Annotated in this window: 18 protein-coding genes; 14 read left to right on the forward strand and 4 right to left on the reverse strand. The window is 68.0% G+C overall.

The features are described from left to right. Positions 1-6: 6 nt before the first annotated feature. From ftsZ to AAFP30_RS03725, 11 genes are all read left to right on the forward strand, one after another. Complete coding sequence (ftsZ, locus tag AAFP30_RS03675; protein WP_419228463.1) at positions 7-1,185, forward strand: cell division protein FtsZ; 1,179 nt, start codon at positions 7-9, stop codon at positions 1,183-1,185. A 10-nt stretch (positions 1,186-1,195) separates the two neighbouring features. Beyond that, positions 1,196-1,924 carry a peptidoglycan editing factor PgeF gene (gene pgeF, locus AAFP30_RS03680; protein ID WP_419228664.1) on the forward strand — a complete coding sequence of 243 codons (729 nt, stop codon included), beginning with the start codon at positions 1,196-1,198 and terminating at the stop codon, positions 1,922-1,924. Beyond that, entirely contained in the window at positions 1,911-2,669 is a 759-nt protein-coding gene (locus tag AAFP30_RS03685) for a YggS family pyridoxal phosphate enzyme (RefSeq protein ID WP_419228464.1), read from the forward strand. The genes pgeF and AAFP30_RS03685 overlap by 14 nt, the downstream gene beginning before the upstream one ends. An 85-nt stretch (positions 2,670-2,754) precedes the next feature. Next, the gene (locus tag AAFP30_RS03690; RefSeq protein WP_419228465.1) at positions 2,755-3,468 is read left to right on the forward strand and encodes a cell division protein SepF; all 714 of its coding nucleotides are present in this window, start codon (positions 2,755-2,757) and stop codon (positions 3,466-3,468) included. Positions 3,469-3,512: 44 nt separating this feature from the next. After that, positions 3,513-3,833 (forward strand): YggT family protein, encoded by a 321-nt coding sequence (locus tag AAFP30_RS03695; protein ID WP_419228466.1) that lies wholly within the window; start codon positions 3,513-3,515, stop codon positions 3,831-3,833. Positions 3,834-4,113: 280 nt separating this feature from the next. Further along, positions 4,114-4,953: a DivIVA domain-containing protein gene (locus AAFP30_RS03700; RefSeq protein ID WP_419228467.1), complete on the forward strand. Its 840-nt coding sequence runs from the start codon at positions 4,114-4,116 to the stop codon at positions 4,951-4,953. A gap of 24 nt (positions 4,954-4,977) precedes the next feature. Next, on the forward strand, positions 4,978-5,667 hold the full coding sequence (locus AAFP30_RS03705) for a hypothetical protein (RefSeq protein ID WP_419228468.1): 690 nt from the start codon (positions 4,978-4,980) through the stop codon (positions 5,665-5,667). A gap of 323 nt (positions 5,668-5,990) precedes the next feature. Beyond that, the gene (gene ileS / locus AAFP30_RS03710; protein WP_419228665.1) at positions 5,991-9,233 is read left to right on the forward strand and encodes an isoleucine--tRNA ligase; all 3,243 of its coding nucleotides are present in this window, start codon (positions 5,991-5,993) and stop codon (positions 9,231-9,233) included. A 74-nt stretch (positions 9,234-9,307) separates the two neighbouring features. Next, complete coding sequence (locus AAFP30_RS03715) at positions 9,308-10,480, forward strand: NAD(P)/FAD-dependent oxidoreductase (RefSeq protein WP_419228469.1); 1,173 nt, start codon at positions 9,308-9,310, stop codon at positions 10,478-10,480. Continuing rightward, positions 10,477-11,388, forward strand: a complete 912-nt coding sequence (locus AAFP30_RS03720) for an RNA polymerase sigma-70 factor (protein WP_419228470.1) — start codon at positions 10,477-10,479, stop codon at positions 11,386-11,388. Before AAFP30_RS03715 ends, AAFP30_RS03720 begins: the two co-directional genes overlap by 4 nt. Before the next feature lie 89 nt (positions 11,389-11,477). Beyond that, positions 11,478-12,767 carry a GDSL-type esterase/lipase family protein gene (locus AAFP30_RS03725; RefSeq protein ID WP_419228471.1) on the forward strand — a complete coding sequence of 430 codons (1,290 nt, stop codon included), beginning with the start codon at positions 11,478-11,480 and terminating at the stop codon, positions 12,765-12,767. Between the two features lie 33 nt (positions 12,768-12,800). Here AAFP30_RS03725 and AAFP30_RS03730 read toward each other — a convergent pair whose 3' ends face one another. Both AAFP30_RS03730 and AAFP30_RS03735 read right to left on the reverse strand, forming a co-directional pair. Further along, complete coding sequence (locus AAFP30_RS03730) at positions 12,801-12,956, reverse strand: DUF6131 family protein (RefSeq protein WP_419228472.1); 156 nt, start codon at positions 12,954-12,956, stop codon at positions 12,801-12,803. A 157-nt stretch (positions 12,957-13,113) separates the two neighbouring features. Beyond that, on the reverse strand, positions 13,114-13,809 hold the full coding sequence (locus AAFP30_RS03735) for a TetR/AcrR family transcriptional regulator (RefSeq protein WP_419228473.1): 696 nt from the start codon (positions 13,807-13,809) through the stop codon (positions 13,114-13,116). Positions 13,810-13,924: 115 nt separating this feature from the next. Between AAFP30_RS03735 and AAFP30_RS03740 the strand changes: the two genes are divergently transcribed. Together AAFP30_RS03740 and AAFP30_RS03745 are read left to right on the forward strand one after the other, a co-directional pair. Continuing rightward, a complete protein-coding gene (locus AAFP30_RS03740; protein WP_419228474.1) occupies positions 13,925-14,377 on the forward strand; it encodes a nitroreductase/quinone reductase family protein in 453 nt (150 codons plus the stop codon). Positions 14,378-14,476: 99 nt separating this feature from the next. Beyond that, positions 14,477-15,850: a DNA polymerase IV gene (locus AAFP30_RS03745; protein ID WP_419228666.1), complete on the forward strand. Its 1,374-nt coding sequence runs from the start codon at positions 14,477-14,479 to the stop codon at positions 15,848-15,850. Positions 15,851-15,859: 9 nt separating this feature from the next. Here AAFP30_RS03745 and AAFP30_RS03750 read toward each other — a convergent pair whose 3' ends face one another. After that, positions 15,860-16,795 (reverse strand): asparaginase, encoded by a 936-nt coding sequence (locus AAFP30_RS03750; protein ID WP_419228475.1) that lies wholly within the window; start codon positions 16,793-16,795, stop codon positions 15,860-15,862. Between the two features lie 197 nt (positions 16,796-16,992). Between AAFP30_RS03750 and AAFP30_RS03755 the strand changes: the two genes are divergently transcribed. Beyond that, the gene (locus AAFP30_RS03755) at positions 16,993-17,535 is read left to right on the forward strand and encodes a hypothetical protein (protein WP_419228476.1); all 543 of its coding nucleotides are present in this window, start codon (positions 16,993-16,995) and stop codon (positions 17,533-17,535) included. A 76-nt stretch (positions 17,536-17,611) separates the two neighbouring features. Here the strand turns inward: AAFP30_RS03755 and AAFP30_RS03760 are convergent, their stop codons facing one another. Continuing rightward, positions 17,612-18,535, reverse strand: a complete 924-nt coding sequence (locus tag AAFP30_RS03760; protein ID WP_419228477.1) for a hypothetical protein — start codon at positions 18,533-18,535, stop codon at positions 17,612-17,614. Positions 18,536-18,565 lie beyond the last annotated feature (30 nt).

Consider the following 18,565-nt stretch of genomic DNA (forward strand, 5'->3'; position numbering starts at 1 on the left):
GGGCAGATGACGCCACCGCACAACTACCTGGCCGTGATCAAGGTCGTCGGCATCGGCGGTGGCGGCGTCAACGCCGTCAATCGCATGATCGAGCAGGGGCTGAAAGGTGTTGAGTTCATTGCGATCAACACCGATGCCCAGGCTCTGCTGATGAGCGACGCCGACGTCAAACTCGACGTCGGTCGGGACTCGACCCGCGGCCTCGGTGCCGGGGCCGACCCCGAGGTCGGACGTCGCGCCGCCGAGGACGCCCGCGACGAGATCGAGGAACTCCTCAAGGGCGCGGACATGGTGTTCGTGACCGCGGGCGAAGGTGGCGGCACCGGCACCGGCGGCGCACCGGTCGTCGCCTCGATCGCCCGCAAGCTCGGTGCGCTGACCGTCGGTGTGGTCACGCGGCCGTTCTCCTTCGAGGGCAAGCGCCGCGGTGGGCAGGCCGAGGCAGGCATCACCGCGCTGCGCGAGTCCTGCGACACCCTGATCGTCATCCCCAACGACCGGTTGCTGCAGCTCGGCGACGCGCAGGTCAGCCTCATGGATGCGTTCCGCAGCGCCGACGAAGTGCTGCTCAACGGCGTGCAGGGCATCACCGACCTGATCACCACTCCCGGCCTGATCAACGTCGACTTCGCCGACGTCAAGGGCGTCATGAGCGACGCCGGCTCGGCGCTGATGGGCATCGGGTCCGCCCGCGGCGACGACCGCGCGAAGAAGGCCGCGGAGTCGGCCATCAACTCGCCGCTGCTCGAGGCATCGATGGAAGGCGCACGGGGCGTGTTGATCTCGATCGCCGGCGGCAGCGACCTGGGTCTGTTCGAGATCCACAACGCCGCCACCCAGGTGCAGGAGGCGGCACACGAGGACGCCAACATCATCTTCGGCACCGTGATCGACGACAACCTCGGCGATGAGGTCCGCGTCACCGTGATCGCGGCCGGATTCGACGGCGGCACACCACGGAAGCGTGTCGAGGTGCCCACCGCGACACAGAAGGCGGCATCGTCGGTCTCGCAGGCCCAGGCAGGTGCCGCCCCGACCACCGCCGCGGCCAACGACCCACTGTTCGGCAAGATGCCGGAGAACGCGGGCGACCCGTTCGCCGACCGGCCCGCCGAGCCGCCGCGCCGCAACAACGTCACCCTCGACGACGACGACGTCGATGTGCCGTCGTTCATGAAGCGCTGAGGGCGTGACCATGCGGGTTCGCCGCGTGGTCACCGGTCGCTCCGGTGGCGTCTCGCTGCCGCCATATGACTCGTTCAACCTCGGCGATCACGTCGGTGACGATCCGAAAGCCGTTGCCGCCAACCGTGATCGACTGGCACAGCAGATCGGTCTGCCGGCGCAGCGGGTGGTCTGGATGGAACAGATCCACAGTCGCAACGTCACGGTGGTCACCGAACCGGTGAGCGGACCGGTGCCGGCCACCGACGCACTGGTCACCACGGTGCCCGATCTCGCGCTCGCGGTGCTCTCGGCCGATTGTGTGCCGGTGCTGCTGAGCGACGACGAGGCCGGGGTCATCGCGGGTGTCCACGCCGGGCGGGTGGGCGCCCGCATCGGCATCATCGGTGCCGCGCTACGGGCGATGATCGAGCTCGGTGCCCGCCCACAGCGAATCGGGGCACTGCTGGGCCCGGCCGCGAGTGGCGCGAATTACGAAGTGCCACCGCACATGCAGCGCGACGTCGAGGAACACCTGCCCGGCAGTGCCTGCGTCACGGCCACCGGCACCACAGGTCTGGATCTGCGCGCCGGCATCCGGCGGCAGTTGCTGGCGGCCGGTGTCGCGGCGGTGGCCGCGGACCCACGCTGCACCGTCGACGATCCCGACCTGTTCAGTCATCGACGCGGCGCACCCACCGGTCGGCTGGCCTCGGTGATCTGGATCGACTCCACCGGGAACGGTGATGACCGAGTCTGATCCGGCAAGCCAGGACTCACGGACACGTGAACTGGCCGAACACCTTTCGGCGGTCCGCCGGCGCCTCGACGAGGCGGTCGCGGCGGCGGCCGGCGGGGCGGGGGGACGGGGGGCGCGGGAGGGGGGCCGATGGTTCCCGGCGGACGACGTCGCCCGGCTGATCAGCCTGGGGGAGCGGTCCTTCGGCGAGTCCCGCGAACCGGAGGCGAGTCGCAAGATCGCCGAGTTGCGTGCCGACGACCAGCTCGCGGACTCCGGTGCCGTCTTCGACATGATCGGTTCGGTGCAGTCCAAGAAGGCGAAATCCGTTGCGTCATGGGCGCGGATGGTGCATTCGGTCGACCGCGAGAAGGTCGTCGACGCGCTGTCGCGGGCATCGGTGACCGCACTCGACGACGGCGTGCGCACCGCACCGCTCGGGGTGCTGCTCCAGGTGAGCCTCGACGGCGACGTGACCCGCGGCGGTGTCCTGGTCGAAGACCTGCCGGCGCTGGCCGACCGGGTCATCGGCGCGGACGGCCTGGCGTTGCGGGGATTGATGGTCATCGCGCCGGTCGAGGGGGTTGCCGAGCAATGGATGGCCCGTACCGCGGAGATCCGCGAGCGCTTCCTGGCCGACCACCCGGACGCCCGTGAACTGTCCGCCGGGATGTCGGGTGACCTGGAACCGGCGGTCGCACACGGTTCGACATGCGTGCGTGTCGGTACCGCGATCATGGGTTCGCGGCCGCTAATCTCTCAGTAATCACATTGGTCACACGAGAACCAACGAAAACACGAATAACACCCCACTGCTCCCCGGCGGCGTTGGAACCAGAGAGAGGCCAGCTATGACCACGATGCAGAAGTTCAAGGCGTATTTCGGCATGGTGCCTCCGAGCGAGTACGAAGACGACTACCTCGAGGAGCCCGGCGCCCCGCGCGGTCGCGGCTACCGCGACGACTACTACGGGGAGCCCGCCTACCGCGAGGGTCCGCGCGACGCCGACTATGCCTTCGTCGACGATCGGGCCTACGTCGACGATCGGCGCTACCCGGGCGAGTACGAGGCGCCCGCGACCTACCCGGCCGGTGGCTACGAGCCGGCCTACGAGCAGGTTCCGGAGTACGCCTACGCCGGTGGACGGCACTCGGGGGACCCGGGCCGCCCGGCGGGACGCCTCGAGCCGCTGCAGCGGGGTGCGGCACTGCGCGCCGCACCGATGCGCCCGGTAGCCGTGCAGACCGACCAGAGGGAGCTCGAGACCGTGTTCGCCGACGGACCGTTGCACAAGATCACCACGCTGCGTCCGTCGGACTACAGCGAGGCCCGCACCATCGGTGAGCGGTTCCGCGACGGCAACCCGGTCATCATGGATCTCGTCGACATGAGCAACGACGACGCCAAGCGTCTCGTCGACTTCGCCGCCGGCCTGGCTTTTGCGCTGCGCGGTTCTTTCGACAAGGTCGCGACCAAGGTCTTTCTGCTCTCGCCGGCCGACGTCGACGTGTCGCCGGAGGACCGGCGCAAGATCGCCGAAACCGGCTTCTACAACCACAGCTGAGACGCGGTTGGGCGACTGTCGGATCTTTCAGGCACCCTTGAAGCGTGACAATCCTGTTCCAGGTTCTCTATTACCTGCTCTTCATCTACTGGCTGCTGCTCCTCGCACGCCTCGTCGTCGAATTGGTGCGTGCCTTCGCTCGGGAGTGGCGGCCCACCGGAATCGCCGTGGTGATCATCGAGATCGTGTTCACCACGACCGACCCGCCGATCCGCGCTCTGCGCCGCATCCTGCCGCCGATTCCCCTCGGCCCGGTGCGGCTCGACCTGTCGCTGATGATCGTGATGATCGTGGTGCTGATCGCCATGCAGATCACCAGCTCACTGAGCCGCAGCTCGGCCACCGCATTCCTCGGTCTCGCCTGAGCCGCCAGTGCCAGGGTGTCGCTGTGACCTGTGTCGCATCAATACCCTGGGGTACCGTAACGACCGCCTGAGTCCAAGTGTCATGATCAGGTGACTGTTACATATCAGGAACGCATCGGTCCGGCGTGTCGAACGGTTCCCGTGTGACAGGATTTGACGCCAGTTACCAATTGGACTGGTATGAATAAACAGTGACAGCTGCAGTGCGCCCTGTGCGGACTGCAACTCACGCCAACAGAAGACACCATCGAGCTCGACCGACCATATGAGGGGAACCGACATGCGGCTGACACCAGCTGATGTGCACAACGTCGCGTTCAGCAAACCGCCTATCGGTAAACGCGGCTATAACGAGGACGAAGTCGATCAGTTCCTCGATTTCGTGGAGGCCGAGCTCGCTCGGCTGATCGAGGAGAACGACGACCTCAAGCAGCGCGTCGACGAGCTCGAGGGTGAACTGACCGAAGCCCGTTCCGGTTCGGCCGCGGTGACGCCGGCCGCCGACGAGCGTACCCAGGTGTTCGCGACCGCTCCGGTCGCCGACACCCCGGCGCCGACCCCGACTCCCGCCGCCGCCCCGGTGGCGCCGGCCGCCCTCGACGAGGATGCGGCCAGCACCCGCGCCGCCCGCGTGCTCGCGCTGGCGCAGGACACCGCGGACCGCCTGACCGACACCTCGCGTCAGGAAGCCGAGTCCCTGCTCGCCGACGCCCGGTCGCGCGCCGATGCGATGGTGTCCGAAGCCCAGTCCAAGTCGGACTCCCTGCTCACCGACTCCCGCCAGCGTTCCGAGGCGATCCTCGCCGACGCGCAGACGCGGTCGGAAGCTCAGGTCCGCCAGGCGCAGGAGCGTGCCGATGCGCTGCAGAGCGACGCCGAGCGCAAGCACAGCGAGATCATGGGCACCATCAACCAGCAGCGGACCGTCCTCGAGGGTCGGATCGAACAGCTCAAGACCTTCGAGCGCGAGTACCGCACCCGCCTCAAGACCTACCTGGAGTCGCAGCTCGAGGAGTTGCAGCAGCGCGGCAGTGCTGCGCCCGTCGAGGGGGGCGGCCGTGCCGACTCGTTCTCGTCGGATCCGGGTAACAGCGGCTACACCAGCTACTCCCCGAGCTAGTCCGGCCACAGCAGGGAACACCTCGTGCTGACGTTGGCCCTGGCGGCGACGCTTGTCGGGTTCGTGCTGCTCGTTGTCGGTCTGATCACCGGCACCGTCTGGCTGGCCGTGGCCTGCATCGTCATCTGCCTCCTCGGATTGGCCTTCCTGATCGCCGATGTCCTCGGGGTGGGCAGGCGACGCAAGGAACGCACCCTCGCCGACTTCGTCGGCAGTGACGCGGCCGCCACCGCACGACCGGCCGATGTCACGGTCGACACCTCCGCCGATGGGAACACCATCGGTGGAGGTGATCTCGGCAGCCTGGTATCCGGCGACACCCCTCCGCACCACGGCCGTCATGAGGCGCCGGACTCGGCCGCACGGGTGTCGCCGCCGGCGTCCACCGGGCCGATCTCCGCGGTTCCGGCGGACTCCGATCCCCATCACGTGACGGAACCCTCGACGTCGACCGGATCGCTCCGCGCCCAGGACGGCACTCTTGACGACTACCTGCGGTCGGTCGGCGGTGACGACATCCCAGAAAAGCCCGCCCCGCAGGCGCAACCGTTCCGGCCGCCGTCCTTTGATCGGCTCGCCGACGATCAGTCGGCGGCGAGCGACAATGGTGTGCCGGACGAGCCCGCCATCACCCCACACGTCGAACCGGCCGACCGGTCGACCACCCGCAAGTTCGATCCACTCGATCCCAACTGGCGTCCGCCGCTCGACTGACGGCGCCGTCGGCACCGCCCTCGGGATAAACGATTGGTCCCGACGGCGGGTGCGCGGCTACACTCGATGCTGCGTTGATCCGGCCATCACCGGGGAGCACCCGGAAGAACAGGACACATGGTTGTCCTCAGTAGACCCGGGCGGCAGCGGCCCGTCACAGCCGTGGATACGGGGCCCCTGGCCGCGTATCGGTGAGAGGCGCCGCACACCGGCGCAAGCGGGGTGGTACCGCGCATCAACGAGATGCGTCCCCGTGCCAGAACAGACAGACACGTCAGAGCAGGCGGACATGTCCGGGCACGAGGAGACGCACGATGACCGACATGGTCAACACCAACGACGAGGCAAGCGGACGCGCTGCGGATGCGCGCGTGTACCCGCTGGTCGACATGACCGGCGCGGTCAGCGGCACCCCGTCATTCCCCGACGTCGAGCAGAAGGTCCTGTCCTACTGGGACGGTGACGACACCTTCAAGGCGTCGATCGCCAACCGCACCGGCGCCGGGAGCGGAGCGAGCGGGCCGAATGGTGACCGCGCCGACGAGTTCGTCTTCTACGACGGCCCGCCGTTCGCCAACGGCCTGCCGCACTACGGTCATCTGCTCACCGGCTACGTCAAAGATGTGGTACCGCGGTACCAGACCATGCGCGGGAAGAAGGTCGACCGCCGATTCGGGTGGGACACGCACGGTCTGCCCGCCGAACTCGAGGCCGAGCGCCAACTCGGGATCACCGACAAGTCGGAGATCGAGAAGATGGGCGTCGAGAAGTTCAACGACTTCTGCCGTGACTCCGTGCTGCGTTACACCGGCGAATGGCGCGACTACGTCACCCGCCAGGCCCGCTGGGTCGACTTCGACAACGACTACAAGACCCTCGATCTCGACTTCATGGAGTCGGTCATGTGGGCATTCAAGCGGCTGCACGACAAGGGCCTGATCTACCAGGGTTACCGCGTGCTGCCCTACAGCTGGTACGAACAGACGCCGCTGTCTAATCAGGAATCCAAGCTCGACGACGCCTACCGCATGCGGCAGGACCCGGCGGTCACCGTGCGGATGCCGCTCGTCGTGAAAGACGGCGCCCACACCGAACTCGACGGCGTCAATGCGGTCATCTGGACCACCACCCCGTGGACCCTGCCGTCGAACCTGGCGATTGCCGTCCACCCCGACGTCGAGTACGTGCGCGTGAAAGCCGCTGACGGGCAGGAGTATCTGCTGGCGCAGGCGCTCGTCGGTGCCTATGCGAAAGAGCTGGGCGAGACCGAGGTGCTCGGTACCTATCGTGGCGCGGATCTCGAAGGCCTCTCCTACACACCGCCGTTCGACTTCTTCCTCGGACATCCCAACGCCCACCGCGTGCTGCTCGGCAGCTATGTCACCACCGAGGACGGCACCGGCATCGTGCACCTCGCGCCGGCCTTCGGTGAGGAGGACATGGAGCTCTCCACCGCCAACGGCATCGAGGTGGTGCAGCCGCTCGATCCGGGGGGCCGGTTCACCGCGCAGGTGCCGCCGTACGAGGGCCTCAACGTCTTCGACGCCAACCCGGTGATCATCAAGGATCTCAAGGCGTCTGGACGAATCCTGCGTCACGAGACCATCGAGCACTCCTATCCGCACTCGTGGCGGTCCGGAAAGCCGTTGATCTACATGGCCGTTCCGTCGTGGTTCGTGGCCGTGGATCCGATCAAGGACCGGATGCTCGAGCTCAACAAGCAGATCACCTGGGCGCCCGAACACATCCGCGACGGCCAGTTCGGCAAGTGGCTCGAGGGTGCCCGCGACTGGAACATCAGCCGAAATCGGTTCTGGGGTGCGCCGATCCCCGTGTGGATCTCTGATGACCCGGAGTACCCGCGCGTGGACGTGTACGGCTCGCTCGACGACCTCGAACGCGACTTCGGCGTGCGCCCGGACAATCTGCACCGCCCCTACATCGATGAGCTGACCCGGCCGAATCCCGATGACCCGACCGGTAATTCGACGATGCGACGGGTACCCGAGGTGCTCGACTGCTGGTTCGAGTCGGGGTCGATGCCGTACGCACAGGTGCATTACCCGTTCGAGAACGCCGACTGGTTCGACGGTGGTGATGGCGTATTGCCGCACAATCCGGGCGATTTCATCGTGGAGTACAACGGACAGACCCGCGGCTGGTTCTACAACCTGCACGTCCTGGCCACCGCGCTGTTCGACCGGCCGGCGTTCAAGAGCGTCATCGCACACGGCATCGTGCTCGGCGACGACGGGCAGAAGATGTCCAAGTCCAAGCGCAACTATCCCGACGTCAACGAGGTCTTCGACCGCGATGGGTCGGACGCGATGCGCTGGTTCCTGATGGCCTCGCCGGTGCTGCGCGGCGGCAATCTCGTTGTCACCGAACGCGGTATCCGCGAGGGTGTGCGCCAGGCGCTGCTGCCACTGTGGAACTCCTACAGCTTCCTGCAGCTCTACGCGGAGCGTCCGGCGACGTGGCGCACCGACTCGACCCACGTGCTCGACCGCTACATCCTGGCCAAGCTCGCCTCCACCCGCACGGTGATGACCGACGCGCTCGACGTCTACGACATCGCGGGCGCGTGCGACGCGTTCCGCGAGTTCGTCGAATCGTTGACGAATTGGTATGTGCGCCGGTCGCGTTCACGGTTCTGGGCGGGGCAGGATGCCGATCCGGATGCCTTCGACACGCTGTACACGGTGCTGGAGGTGGCGAGCCGGCTGGCCGCGCCGTTGCTCCCGCTGGCCACCGAGGCGATCTGGCGTGGGTTGACGGGGAAGCGGTCGGTGCACCTCACCGACTGGCCAAGTGTCGATGATCTGCCCGCCGACGACGAACTCGTCGCCGCGATGGACTCGGTGCAGCAAGTGTGTTCGGTTGCGTCGAGTGTCCGTAAGGCCAACAAGCTGCGCGTGCGACTGCCGCTGCAGGGGTTGACCGTTGCCTCGCCGGAGGCGGAACGCCTTGCCCCGTATAAGGATCTGATCGCCGACGAGATGAACGTCAAGTCGGTGACGCTGGCCACCGACGCCGACACCTACGGCCGGTACGAGATCGCGGTCAACGCCCGCGCCGCCGGGCCCCGACTGGGCAAGGAGGTGCAGAAGGCGATCAAGGCGGTCAAGTCCGGGAACTGGGCGGTGCAGTCCGGCGCCGACGGCACCGAGGTCATCGTCGCAGACGGCATCGAACTGCACGATGGCGAGTACACCCGCAAGCTGGTCGCGGTGGAGCCCGACTCCACGGCCGAACTCCCCAGCGGCGGTGGGCTCGTCGTCCTCGACACCCACGTGACCCCGGAGCTGGAGGCCGAGGGTTGGGCCAAGGACCGGGTGCGCGAGATGCAGGACGCACGCCGCAACCTCGGTCTCGACGTGTCGGATCGCATCGAGGTGCGCTTCGCCGTGCCGGAGGAACGTCTGGAGTGGGCGACCCGCCATGCCGACATGATCGCCGGCGAGGTGCTCGCCGTGCGGTTCGACGTGGTCACGGACCCGGTCGGTGCGATCGAGTTGGGCGACGGCGTGACCGCCGACATCACCAAGGCGGTCGCCGCCGGCTGACCCGAGGTCGACCGCCTGTCACACTTCCCGCCCGGCTGGTGTCTCGAGGTTGTCCCAAAGGAAACGGAGCAACCATGAACACCACCCACATCGTCGTGCTCGGCGGCGGCTACGCCGGAACAATGGCCGCCAATCGGCTCTCGGCCGTAGCGGCGACCGTGACCCTGGTCAACCCACGCCCGCAGTTCGTGCACCGAATCCGGTTGCATCAGTGGGTGGCCGGGACCGGGCGGGCCGAACACGACTTCGCCGAGGTGCTCGCCGACGGCGTCCGCCTCGTGGTCGACACCGCCACTCGGATCGACACCGCCACCGGATGCGTAGAACTGGCCTCCGGGGAGCGGCTGCCCTATGACCATCTCGTCTATGCGGTCGGGTCGACCGCAGCGGTGGGCGACGGCATCCCGGGTGCCCGGGAGCACGGCTTCCTGCTCGGTGAATGGGAAGCCGCGCAACGACTTCGGGCTCACCTCACGACCATCCCGGCCGACGCGGGGATTGTCGTCGTGGGTGGCGGGCTGACCGGCATGGAGACCGCCGCCGAACTCGCCGACACCGGTCGCCCGATCAGGCTGGTCTGCGGCGGTTCGATCGCTCCGTCGTTCGGCGATCGCGCCCGCGAGGCGGCGCGGAACCGTCTCACCCGCTTGGGTGTCGACGTCACCGAAGACCATCGCGTGACCGCGGTCGGACCCGATAGTGTCACGGTCATGGGGACAGATGGCGCGTTGCGTGTGTTGCCCAGTGCGGCGACCATCATCACCGCCGGTTTCGGCGTCCCTGACCTCGCCGCGCGCAGCGGGCTGACCACCGACCCGCTCGGCCGCCTGCTCACCGACGACACCCTCACCAGCGTCGACGATCCACGCATCGTCGGTGCCGGCGATGCGGTGGCCCCGTCGAATCGGCCGTTCCGGATGAGCTGCCAGGCCGCCAACCAACTCGGGCCACAGGCTGCCGACACTGTGCGCGCGCACGTGGCGGGGAGTGAGCCGACACCAGTCAGTGTCGCGTTCGTCGGCCAGTGCACCTCGCTGGGCCGCCGCGGTGCAACCGTCCAGTTGACCCATCGCGACGATGCGCCCGGCCGTATCGTGGTCACCGGCCGGACCGCCGCAGCGATCAAGGAGCTGGTGTGCCGCAGTGTGATCTGGGGCCTGCGGATGGAGGCACGCCGCCCGGGGATCACGCCGCGGGTCGGCGGGCAGGAACGTGCGCTCGTGCCGGAACCAACGGCGGCGCAATGATCGACGACGACCATACCCGCCGGTTCACCGAACTGCGGCCGCTGCTGTTCACCATCGCCTACGAGATCCTCGGCTCGGCGACCGACGCCGACGACGTCCTGCAGGAGAGCTATCTCCGATGGGCCGACGTTGACCTCGCCGGTGTGAGTGACACGAAGTCGTATCTCGCGAAAGTGGTGACCCGCCAAGCGCTCAACAGCCTGCGGGCCGCGTCACGACGTCGCGAGCAGTACGTCGGACCGTGGCTGCCCGAACCCATCCTGGTCGACGAGCACGACGCAGCCGCCGATGTCGTTCTCGCCGAATCCGTCTCCACCGCAATGCTGGTCGTGCTGGAAAGCCTCACCCCCGACGAACGAGCTGTTTTCGTGCTCCGGGAGGTGTTCGGGTTCACCCATGACGAGATCGCCGAAATCGTCGAGAAGTCCAGTGCCGCAGTGCGACAGACCGCGAGCCGCGCCCGCAATCACGTGCACGCACGACGTCAGCGCTTCGAACCGGTCGACGACGCGCGGGCCGCCGAGGTCACCGCGGCTTTCCTCGCCGCGGCCACCTCCGGTGATCTCGAGGACCTGATGGCGCTGCTCGCCCCCGACGTGGTCTTCACCGCCGACAGCGACGGCAAGGCCAGCGCGGTACGCCGACCCATCGAGGGCGCGCAACTCGTCGCGAAACTCATGGCCGGGTTCTCCCGCCTCGGTGGCCGATTCGACGACCTCGCCGTCGAACCCGCGATCATCAACAGCCTGCCGGGCATGATCGTCCACTTCGACGGACAGTTGCAGGGCGTGTTCGTCCTGCACGTCGTCGACGGTGCCATCCGACACATGTACGCCACCCGCAACCCGGACAAGTTGGGCGGACTCGAGCGGCAACGGTCGATAGCGCGAATCCGCACCACAACGTAAGTCACGTGCTTTAGGGTGTTCTCCGGGGAGTGACAACTCGAGGGGGAACGCTGATGTTTCGTACTGTCCGAATGCGCGCGGGAGCATTGATGCTGACAGCGGGGTGTCTGCTCACCGCGCTGACCGGCACCGTGACCGCCACACCTGCCATCGCGGCTCCGGAATGTGGTGGCGAGCACTTCGTCGCGTCGTGGGCGGCGAGCCCGACGGACGCACTGACCCCGCTCGACGCCTCCGGGGGAGTGATCCCACTCGCCGTGCGGGATCAGACCTTCCGGATGATCATCACGCCGCACTTCGGTGGTGACCGGCTGCGCGTCCGACTCTCGAACCGATTTGGCTCGGCGCCCATCACTTTCGATCGGTCCACGGTCGCAGCCCAAGTTCACGGTGCGCAGGTGGGCGCGACGACGCCGCTGCGGTTCGGTGGCCGGGAATCGGTCACGGTAGCGCCGGGCGCCGACATCCTCAGCGATCCCATCGCACATCGTGCGAAAGCGTTTCGACCGCTGGCGATCTCCGTGTTCGTGCCGGGAAACGCCGGCCCACCGACCAAACACTGGAACGCGAACGCCACCTCGTACTATTCGCCGCCCGGCACCGGCGACCTCACCCGGCGTCGCGCAGCCACCGGCTACACGGCGAGCACCAAATCCTGGTTCTACGTCGATGCGCTCGACGTCAGTGCGCCCCACACCGCCCGGACGGTGGTTGCCTTCGGCGACTCCATCACCGACGGATTCGTCGGCACCACCGGACTCTCCGTGCCTGCCGACACCGCGGTAGCCGACCGGAACGTGCGCTACCCGGACTTTCTCCAGCATCGGCTGGACCAGGCGCATCTGCCGATCTCCGTGGTGAACGCCGGCATCGGCAGTAACCGCCTGCTGACCAGCGGCGAACCACTACTGCTCGGACCACGCGGACTCTCCCGATTCCGCCGCGATGCGCTGCAGCAGAGCGGCGTCGCCGGGGTCTTACTGCTCGAGGGCATCAACGATCTCGGTTTCCCGCCGGGAGCCACCGCCGAGCAGATGATCGCCGGATTCCGTCAGGCCATCGCCGAGGCGCACCGCGCCGGCGTCGCGATTTGGCTCGGCACGATCGTCCCCGCCTCGGATGCGCTCGTCGACGGAACCGTGATCGCGCCGTCCAGTGAGCGCTATCGACAGCAGATCAACGCATGGATCCGCACTCAGAAGCTCGCCGACGGATTCGTGGATTTCGATGTCGCGCTCCGCGATCCGCGCAACCCGACGGTGATGGCGCACGAGTACTCGAGTCCGGACCGATTGCATCCGAGCCCGGACGGCTACCGTGCGATGGCGCGTGCGGTCGACCTCGCGATGCTGTCGACCGCACGCTCGCCACGCTGCTGAAACCGCCGACCGCCGTGGCGGCTCGAAGGGCCGTCAGTAAAAGTGCCGTCGTCCGCCGACGGCCCGCCCGGTCGCGCCCAGAATCGCCAGGATCACACCGATGACCAGCACGATGATGCCCAGCGTCCAGAGGATCGGAATGCTGAAGATGAAGCCGAGAACCAGAAGGATGATGCCCAGGATGATCACGGAATGCCTCTCTCGGAGCTGACGTAGATCGATAAGGCCGGCACTCGACGCTGCTGCAAGTACTTTCATCACTCTAGGCGCTGGGAGACGGTGCGCGGTGCAGTGCAACCGTTTCGGTACGTTGGGCCGCTGCGCAGCCACCGCTGCACGGCGCGGATCAGGCCGCAAAGATCAACCCGAGCACCCCGTCCACCTGCGCTCGGAACAGCCCGGCCGGATCGGTGAAGGTGCCCGAACCATACTGTCCGAACACCTCCAGGCTCGTTCCGCCGATCACGACCGCCCACACCGTGATCCCGGCGGCAAGCACCGCGTCCGGGAGATCGCTGCCGAACTCGGTCCGGATGGCGTCGAGGTCGCCGAGGGTGGCCGGCGGCAGGGCATCCCTCACCTCGCGCAGGAGACCCGTGCGATGCGCGGCACCGAGTTCGGCGATCAACACGCCAATGACCCGCGTGCCCGGTTCCACCGTCACCTCGGCGGGCGCCGCATACCCGGGGACCGGGCTGCCGTAGAGCAATGCCCATCGCGCCGGATCGGCCACAGCCCACGCGCGCAGCGCCTCGGCCGCGGCGAGCAGGCGGGCGCGGCGATCCGCGGCGACGACATCGGCCACCGCGGCATCGACGGCATCGGCGAGATCGGTGTAGCCCTCGACCAGCAGCGCGGTGAGCAGGTCGTCGCGACTCGGCACATAGCGGTAGACCGCCGACGAGACCACGCCCAGGTCCCGGGCAATGGCCCGCAGTGACAACCCGGCCGCCCCGTGCGTGCTCAGATGCTCCCGGCCGAGTCGTCGGATCTCGGATTCCATCGCGGCGCGATTCTCCGCGCGAGTGCCCTTCGGTGCCATGACCCGATCCTTCCATAAAAAGAGAGCGGTGCTCTTGATTTCACCTCGCTGTCGGTGCATACTCGAATTCGAGAGCAGTGCTCTCGCCAAACGTCCCCGAGGAAGAGGCAGAGACATGAACAGCACCGCCCACTACCGTCCGCCCGTCAATCGCTCCGACCGCTTCTTCAACACTGCGGTCCGCTGGCTCGCCGATCACGGGGTCAACCTCGCCGGCGCGCAGACTCTGACAGTGCTCGGCCGCACCTCGGGCACCCCGCAGCGGACCCCGGTCAATCCGCTGACCATCGACGGCCGCGAATACCTCGTCGCACCGCGCGGCAACACGCAGTGGGTGCGCAACGCCCGGGTCGCCGGCGGTGGCGAACTGCGTCGCGGGCGTCGCAGTCGTACCGTGCGCCTGGTGGAAGTCGCTGCCGAGCAACGGGTTCCGATCCTGCGCAGCTATCTCGATAAATGGGGGTGGGAGGTCTCGCGGTTCCTGCCCGAGGGGCTCGACACCGACGCCGACGACACCACCCTCGCCGAGTACGCCGACGCACTGCCGGTGTTCGAGGTGCTGTCCTGAGGGCAGTGTCCGGAGCCGACAGTAGGCTGGCCCACTGTGGTGGATGGCGGTGCCTGGTCGGGTGAGGAGCGCAGCACCCGCTGGGTGCTGCACCTCGACATGGACGCGTTCTTCGCCTCCGTCGAGCAGTTGACCCGCCCGACGCTGGCCGGTCGTCCGGTGCTCGTCGGCGGTGCCGGCGGGCGGGGAGTGGTCGCCGGTGCCAGCTACGCCGCCCGCGCCTTCGGCGCCCGATCCGCGATGCCGATGCATCAGGCCCGACGTCTCGTCGGCGCCGGGGCGGTCGTCCTACCGCCCCGCGGAGCGGTGTACCGCACGGTCAGCGCCCGCATCTTCGCCCTCGTGCGCGACGCCGTCCCGGTCATCGAGATGCTCTCCTTCGACGAGGCCTTCGGTGAACCCGAGGAACTCGCCGGCGCCACCGTCGACGAGGTCACCGCCTTCGCCGAACGACTCCGAGCGCAGATCCGCAGCACCGTCGGCATCGCCGCGTCGGTGGGGTTGGGCAGTGGCAAGCAGATCGCCAAGATCGCCTCGGGCCTCGCGAAACCCGATGGGGTGATGGCGATTCCGCCGAGTCATGAGCTGGAGTTCCTGCACGACCTACCGGTCCGCAAACTGTGGGGGATCGGCCCGGTCTCCGGCGACAAGTTGGCCCGCCTCGGCATCGACACCATCGGCGACTTCGCCGCGATGTCCAACGTCGAGGTCGCCTCGGTACTCGGCGGCACTCTCGGTCCGGCGCTGCACCGACTCGCTCAGGGCGTCGACGACCGTCCGGTCGCGGAGCGCGCCTCGGCCAAGCAGATCAGCGCCGAGTCCACCTTTGCCGTCGACCTCGTCGACCTCGCCGAGCTGCGGCCCGCCATCGATTCGGCCGCCGAAGGCGCGCATCGTCGGCTGCTCGGGGACGGGCGCGGCGCTCGTACCATCGTCCTCAAGCTCAAGCGGTCCGACATGTCGGTGCTGACCCGATCACTGACGTTGCCCGCCGCGACCACCGAGTTGTCCACTCTGACCGCCGCCGCGCAACGCCTCGCACTGGACCCGCGCAGCATCGGACCGATCCGTCTCGTCGGCGTCGGATACTCGGGTTTGACTGCGGTACAACAGTTCTCATTGTTCGAAGAACTCGACGGGCCGGCCCCGGCCGAGTCGGCCGAACCCGATGACATCGAGGCCGGATTCGTCGCGGCGGGCTCGGTCGACGACGAGATCGGCGCGACCGCAGCCGCACCCGCCGAGCCGTCGGACGACACGCCCGTCTGGCCCACCGGCACCGACGTCACCCACCCCGAGCATGGCCACGGCTGGGTGCAGGGCAGTGGCCACGGGGTGGTCACCGTGCGCTTCGAGACCCGCGGCACCGGTCCGGGACGTGCGGTGACCTACGGCGTCGACGACCCGGACCTGCGGCGCGCCGACCCACTCGACAGCCTGGCCTGGCCCGATCTCGGCCCAGGGGCGGACTGAAGTGCGAGCTCAGGTGGGGCCGGTCCGGGCGAAGAACTCCCGCACCCCCTCGACGTCCGCGCCGGTCGACAGCAGTGCGATGAGCGCGATGCGTGCCTGCGGAGCGCGGAGCCATCGCGAGACGACGGCCCCGGCCCGCTCCAAATCGACCGCGCCGCCACCGCCGCCGTAGGTCGGGATCACCTCGCCGTAGGGCACCCGGCTGGTCACCACCACGACCACCCCCGCCCGCGTCGCCGCGAGCACTTCGGCCGTGATGTCCGGGTGCGTGTTGCCGGAACCGGTGGCCGCCAACACTATTCCCGCCGCGCGTTGATCGACTGCCGCCGCGATGATGCCCGGTGACACCCCCGGATAGAGCCCGAACAGATCGACGCGTACCGGGTGGCCCAGTGGCCCGGACACCGTGCGACGAGCAAGATCGGCCGAAACATTGTCGAAGGCGGCAAGTTTCGTCGTAGACACCTTGAAGATTCCCCGAGCGGACCGCAATTCACTGCCGAGGGCGACGAGGACACCACGCCCGCGCTGAGCCGGATCCGCGGCCGCCCGCACGGCGGCGGCGATGTTGTTTGGGCCGTCCGAGTGCGGCGAGTCCGCCGGATACTGCGCGCCGGTGAACACCACCGGCCGGTCACCGGTGACGACGATGTCCGCCAGATACGACGTCTCCTCCATGGTGTCGGTGCCGTGCGTGACGACCACTCCGTCGACCGACGGGTCCGCGAGCGCGTCGGTGATGGTGGTCACGATCGCGAACTGCTGTGAGACGGTCATTGCCGAGGAGTCCACCGACATCACGTCCACCGTGTCGATCGCCAGGCCGTCCGCCTCGGCGCGGGGGAGCAGGTCGGCGGCGGACAGGACCGGAACCGCCCCGCCCGCCGTCGTCCGTGACGCGACGGTGCCGCCGGTGGTGATCAGGACGATCCGTGTGCTCGGCATGGACTACAGCGTTGGGGAACCCGCTGGGCGCGTCAACCGTTACTCACCCCGTCGGCGCGCTCAATTGGGGCATTTCGACGCATTTGGCATAGTGGTGTGAGTTCTGGCCGCCCCACAGGGGAACCTGGCCGGCGACCACCACCGCAACCGGCGACGCATGTCGCGGGTTGCCGGACGAACAACAGTGAGGGAGATCGGTGAAGTTTCGGAAGATCCTGACCGCCACATTCATCGCGGCGTCGATTACGTCGTTGGCGGCGTGTGGCAGTGATGACAGCGACGTGCCATCGGTGCCGACAGTCGCGTCCACGACGGCGTCCGCGGCCGCGGGTTCGGATTCGGTGACCGACCCCAACACGCGCCCGACGGTCGCCCAGTTGAACGCGATGCTCAACGAGGCCCTCGACCCCAACGTGCCGAACTCGGAGAAGACGCAGCTCGTCGAGGGATCCGAAGCCGATCCCGACGTCTTCGACAAGCTGGTCCAGGCCAAGAAGGACAACCCCGACGTCACCTACGAGATCTACCCGCCGGTCATCCCGGCCGGCCCGAACAAGGCGTCGGTGAAGGTGCAGGTCAAGATCGGTGAGAACCCGCCGACCAAGCTCGACGCCGGCATCGTCTACACCGACGGCCGCTGGAAGCTGGCCAAGGACACCGTGTGCCCGCTGGTGACCGCCAACAACGTCACCACGCCGATGTGCGTGTCGACGTCGTCGACCACCAAGGCCGCCGGCTGACCCGGTAGACAACGACGGCAAACAGGCCGGGGAGCACATTGCTCCCCGGCCTGTTTCGTGCCCCGATGTGGTCAGTTCAGCGCCACTGCACCGACAACCCGGTCTGCTGCAGCAATGGCTTGTTCGGATCGGCGCCGACCAGTTCCCGCGCCCCGGACATCGTGATGGTGCCCGCGACCGGTAGTCCGCGGCCGAGGTCGACGGTGATCTGCCCCGTGCCGGTGTCGGTGTAGCGGCCGATGGTGAGAGTGTCGGCCGACCCGGGGATGGCGAACACGGAGTTCGTCGGCGTCTGATCCACCGTGACATCGATCACCAGCCGGTCATCGGTCCACGACGTCAGCGTCGCGTCGATGTGTTGGGTGATGGTGGTTGCGGCGTTGATGGTGCGTTCGACCCGCCACCGCGCGCCCGACGCGATCGGTTCGGTGGGGAGCGGCACCGACAGTTGCAGCGCTTGGATCAGCGACTGCTCGACCGCTGACCGCGCCTCGGGGCCGGCCTGCTCCGCCGGCAGCAGCCGGAGCGAGATGGGCATGGCACCCGGCCCGATCGCCAGGCCTGCGCGCGATCCCTCCACGGGTTGCAGTTGTTCGGCGAGAATCGGGTCGGGAGCGGTCACCGCGCCGAGCGTCATCTCCAGATCGGTCGAGTCGGTGCAGGAGAACTGGGCGCGCAACGGCATCTCCACCGTCTGCGCGTCACGCTCGCCGGCCGAGGCCACCGACGATGTGGTCACCAGCGTCACCGACTGCGCAGAGTCGCGGTTCGGGGCCGCGCCCGCGGTCCGGCGCGCACCCTGACCTGCGTCGAGCACGGTGACCGTGGCCGGCGGGATGGGCAGAAGCTTGGCGTCCTCGCGTCCCGTGGTGGTGTCGGTGGTGCATCCGGGGGCGGCCGACGACGAGGCTGCGGGAGTGTCGGTGGCGTCCGAACCGCAACCGGTCAGGCCGAGGAAGAGCACCGCCGCGACGGTGAGGGACAGTGGGCGGGGGTACACGGCAGCCAGCGTATTGCAGCGCTCGTGGAT

The organism is Gordonia sp. CPCC 205515, assembly GCF_048537925.1.
Classification (GTDB): domain Bacteria; phylum Actinomycetota; class Actinomycetes; order Mycobacteriales; family Mycobacteriaceae; genus Gordonia.

Bases quoted from the DNA above. Each gene is read 5' to 3' on its own strand.
- pgeF (WP_419228664.1), top strand. From the start codon at position 1,196: ATGCGGGTTCGCCGCGTGGTCACCGGTCGCTCCGGTGGCGTCTCGCTG.
- ileS (WP_419228665.1), top strand. From the start codon at position 5,991: ATGGTCAACACCAACGACGAGGCAAGCGGACGCGCTGCGGATGCGCGC.
- AAFP30_RS03715 (WP_419228469.1), top strand. From the start codon at position 9,308: ATGAACACCACCCACATCGTCGTGCTCGGCGGCGGCTACGCCGGAACA.
- AAFP30_RS03735 (WP_419228473.1), bottom strand. From the start codon at position 13,809: ATGGCACCGAAGGGCACTCGCGCGGAGAATCGCGCCGCGATGGAATCC.
- AAFP30_RS03745 (WP_419228666.1), top strand. From the start codon at position 14,477: ATGGACGCGTTCTTCGCCTCCGTCGAGCAGTTGACCCGCCCGACGCTG.
- AAFP30_RS03685 (WP_419228464.1), top strand. From the start codon at position 1,911: ATGACCGAGTCTGATCCGGCAAGCCAGGACTCACGGACACGTGAACTG.
- AAFP30_RS03740 (WP_419228474.1), top strand. From the start codon at position 13,925: ATGAACAGCACCGCCCACTACCGTCCGCCCGTCAATCGCTCCGACCGC.
- AAFP30_RS03725 (WP_419228471.1), top strand. From the start codon at position 11,478: ATGCTGACAGCGGGGTGTCTGCTCACCGCGCTGACCGGCACCGTGACC.
- AAFP30_RS03720 (WP_419228470.1), top strand. From the start codon at position 10,477: ATGATCGACGACGACCATACCCGCCGGTTCACCGAACTGCGGCCGCTG.
- AAFP30_RS03750 (WP_419228475.1), bottom strand. From the start codon at position 16,795: ATGCCGAGCACACGGATCGTCCTGATCACCACCGGCGGCACCGTCGCG.
- AAFP30_RS03690 (WP_419228465.1), top strand. From the start codon at position 2,755: ATGACCACGATGCAGAAGTTCAAGGCGTATTTCGGCATGGTGCCTCCG.
- ftsZ (WP_419228463.1), top strand. From the start codon at position 7: ATGACGCCACCGCACAACTACCTGGCCGTGATCAAGGTCGTCGGCATC.
- AAFP30_RS03700 (WP_419228467.1), top strand. From the start codon at position 4,114: ATGCGGCTGACACCAGCTGATGTGCACAACGTCGCGTTCAGCAAACCG.